Raw genomic sequence first — 3244 nt, 5'->3', positions numbered from 1 at the left:
TCAGGCGCGTGCTGCTTGCGTTTCGACATCTCTGATCTCCTTCTCGTCGAAGATCAGCAGACTGCAAATCGTAGCTTATGTCAGTGTCCGAATTTGGGGGGGTAGCTCACCCTTCCAGGATAGCCCGATCCCCAGGGACACCGTGGGCTATCTCTTCATTCACGCTGATGCAAGTAGCCCCCGGGAACCCGTAGATAGCCTCCGGTGCTGGCCTTGCGCCTTGAGCCTCAAGAAGTTTGCGCCCTACGTCGTCAAGTTCGCGCGTGGTCATCCCGGGCTCAATCGCTCTCGCCATTGCGTGCATTGTGTTCGCAACGATCCGACCGATCACTCTGAGCCCGTCTAGTTCTTCTTCATTGGTAACTGTCATCGCGCGAGCCTCCTGGCGGGGGATGTGAACAGCAGAACGCATCCACTTTGTCCGAAACTCGGCCGGACAGGGGTATCGCGATGCTACACCACGCACGACCGACGGGACAGGGCTGACCTACCGCCGCGGCACAAAGGTCCAATGGCCGACGAGAGGCCTCCTAGAGCTATCTACACCCGAGAGCCTTTCAACTCATCTTACCTCACCGTCCAGATGCACGAGAGGCTGGCACGGACGCTTGGCGAACGTTGCAGTTCGCTTGCGGATATTCAGCAGCGGTCCGCCAGACACCTATAGGTTGGCGGCAAAGAGACGCTCGCACCAATCGGCGACGGCTTTCATGCGTCCGAGGTGGACGAGATCCTGATGTGCCAGCAGCCAGACTTCCCGTTCCGGCAGAGCGTTCGGGGCGTCGGGTTGACGTGCGAGCTCTGGCAGCCTGTCGCCGATCGGAGAAGGCAGGACACTGCGCCCGAGACCCGCCCGAACCGCCGAGAGAAGACCGTCGGCGTCGTTGAGCGCGACGTTGGCCTGATTGCAGGCGGGGCCGGCCGTGCCACTGAGCCATGTTGCCTGTGGCAGCGTTGCCATCTGAGGTTCGTAAGTGATCCAGGGAAGGTGCTCCGGAATATCCGCCTGGCGCGCGGCGTAGATTCCGTAACGCAAGGTCCCGATGCGCCGGGCCAGCAGGCGGCTGCCGGTCTCTGTGCCGGGGCGTGCCAGCCGGATCGCCATGTCGGCATCGCGCCGGGTAAGGTTGAGGTCGCGTGTGTCGGCAACAAGCTCAAGGCGCAAGCGAGGATGCTGCTGAAGCAGCGGCTTGAGGGACGGGACGAGGAGGTGATTGACCAAGATGGGCACCGCGGTCAACCGCACGACACCTGCGACCTCTGCAACGGTCGCTCCAAGGCGAGCCCGCAGATCGCCGATCGTCGACTCGACATGCTCTGCGCGAGAAGAGACAAGTGCCCCCGCCTCGGTCAGCACGAGGTTTCCCCCGGCATCACGCGTGAACAGAGCAATCCCGAAGCCGGCCTCGAGCTGCGAGAGGCGGCGACCTATCGTGGTCGGGTCGACGCGAAGCTCGCGCGCCGCAGCCGCGTGGGAACCGCCGCGTGCCACGGCGACGACAACCCTCAAGTCGTTCCAATCGAGCCCCTGCATTTGTGCATGTCCAATCCGCTGAATTGCCGCTCCTTCCAGCATGAATGCCCGGCTAACGTGCCACAAGTCAACGCAAGGGAGAGGCCCATGCTTTATGCTGTCTTGTTCGAGGATGATCCTGCCTGCGCGCCGGACATTCGCGCTCGCCACATGCCGGCGCATCTGTCATTCCTCGCAGCCCATTCAGCGGAGGTCCAAGCCGCGGGGCCCCTGCTGCCGGGTCCGCAGGGGTCCGCGGGCGGTCTCTGGATCGTCGAGGCAGCGACGATCGCGGAGGTCGAGGCGTTGGTCCAGGGTGATCCGTTCTGGCCGACGGGGTTGCGCAAATCGGTGCAGATCCGCCCGTGGCAGAAGGTGTTTCCGCCCGACGCCTTCACGCTGGAAGTCGGGCGATGACGCATCTCCCACTGTTGAGCGCGATGTCTGGCGGCCTTCCCGCCGGGACGTGGGCGTTTCTGCTGGCCGTTGCCACAGTGGCGGGGCTGTCACGCGGCTTCTCGGGCTTCGGCGCCGCGCTCATCTTCATGCCCCTGGCAAGTGCGGTGATCGGCCCGAGGGCCGCCGCCCCTGTGCTGCTGATCGTCGATGCCGTTGCCGCCCTGTCGCTATTGCCCGACGCCTGGCGCAGATCGGACAAGCGCCGGGTGTTTCTCATGGCGGGCGGTGCGGTGCTGGGCATTCCCCTCGGCACCATCGCGTTGATCACGCTCGATCGGCTGACAATGCGATGGGTGATTTCGGGCATCACCTGTGCGCTGCTCGCGCTGCTTGTCTCTGGCTGGCGCTACCACGGTCGTCCACGTAGCATTGCAACGGTTCTCGTCGGTGCCATGTCGGGCCTGTTCTCCGGCATCGCAGGCGCCGGCGGGCCGCCAGTCATCGCCTACTGGCTTGGCAGCCCGGAACCGCATTCCTTCATTCGTGCCAACATCGTCGGCTATTTTGCAGTCGCAACCGTGATCTCGGTCGTCAGCTACTGTGTGGGGGGTCTGTTCGTTTGGCACATCGTGGCATTGTGCCTGCCGGTCGGCTTTGCTTACGCTTCGGGATTGCTACTGGGAGCGCGGCTTTTCGGCCTATCCGGGGACGCCGGTTTTCGATGGGTATCCTATGCCCTGATTGCCGCATCCGGCATCGGGAGCCTACCAATCTTCGATCAGTCTATCTGGTGAATCCCGGAATGACAGCTCTCCGCCAGGCCGTTCAGTGCCCCCGCGAGAGCGGCGAAGATTGAGCGAATGGCAGCAAGTCCGGATAGCTGACCAACACAGTTTGCGGACACCCCCAATTTTTTCCATCGGAGTCAAAAATAAGATCCCTCCGTATCAACGGCGCCGGCCCCGCTCACGGACACCTAGATGGCGCCATAATCCTCGGTGGAGTTCCGCTAACGTCGCCCCGGGGAAGTCCGCGGCGGCACCGCTCCCATGTCCTTGCCGCCGCGGTCAACAACATGGTCCACCGCTAGGCATCTGAAACGAATGATCAGGGATGGCGAGCACCAGTGAACACTGCACTCTACCCCCTCCCGCCCACCTTGCATTTTGTGCACACGATAGACTCGGAGGGACCGGAGCTACTGAAGCGGCGCCAGACGGTCGGGCTTAGGCATTAACGATCTTAATGGTGCTCGAGGAAGCTCACGATTAAGATGCCGCCAAGCACCCCCCTCTTGCGTGAACGGACGACATGGCGCGGTTCCTGGTCTGG

At 62.9% G+C, this 3244-nt stretch carries 3 protein-coding genes and 1 pseudogene; 2 read left to right on the top strand and 2 right to left on the bottom strand.

Annotation, left to right across the window (positions count from 1 at the left end; translation table 11 throughout):
• Positions 1 to 109: 109 nt before the first annotated feature.
• Positions 110 to 370, bottom strand: a pseudogene (locus BLV97_RS20485) (M24 family metallopeptidase); the annotation flags it as partial.
• Positions 371 to 661: 291 nt separating this feature from the next.
• Positions 662 to 1534, bottom strand: a complete 873-nt coding sequence (locus BLV97_RS20480; protein ID WP_051645998.1) for a LysR family transcriptional regulator — start codon at positions 1532 to 1534, stop codon at positions 662 to 664.
• Positions 1535 to 1621: 87 nt separating this feature from the next.
• Between BLV97_RS20480 and BLV97_RS20475 the strand changes: the two genes are divergently transcribed.
• A complete protein-coding gene (locus BLV97_RS20475) occupies positions 1622 to 1930 on the top strand; it encodes a YciI family protein (protein ID WP_035841462.1) in 309 nt (102 codons plus the stop codon).
• Positions 1927 to 2706 carry a sulfite exporter TauE/SafE family protein gene (locus BLV97_RS20470; protein ID WP_210184822.1) on the top strand — a complete coding sequence of 260 codons (780 nt, stop codon included), beginning with the start codon at positions 1927 to 1929 and terminating at the stop codon, positions 2704 to 2706. Before BLV97_RS20475 ends, BLV97_RS20470 begins: the two co-directional genes overlap by 4 nt.
• Positions 2707 to 3244 lie beyond the last annotated feature (538 nt).

Source organism: Allgaiera indica (assembly GCF_900106675.1).
Lineage (GTDB): Bacteria > Pseudomonadota > Alphaproteobacteria > Rhodobacterales > Rhodobacteraceae > Acidimangrovimonas > Acidimangrovimonas indica.
Note: the sequence above shows the minus strand (reverse complement) of the source record. Positions and strands in the feature narration are given on the sequence as shown.

Excerpts from the sequence above, each read along its gene's own strand:
- BLV97_RS20470 (WP_210184822.1), top strand. The coding sequence starts at position 1,927 with ATGACGCATCTCCCACTGTTGAGCGCGATGTCTGGCGGCCTTCCCGCC.
- BLV97_RS20475 (WP_035841462.1), top strand. The coding sequence starts at position 1,622 with ATGCTTTATGCTGTCTTGTTCGAGGATGATCCTGCCTGCGCGCCGGAC.
- BLV97_RS20480 (WP_051645998.1), bottom strand. The coding sequence starts at position 1,534 with ATGCAGGGGCTCGATTGGAACGACTTGAGGGTTGTCGTCGCCGTGGCA.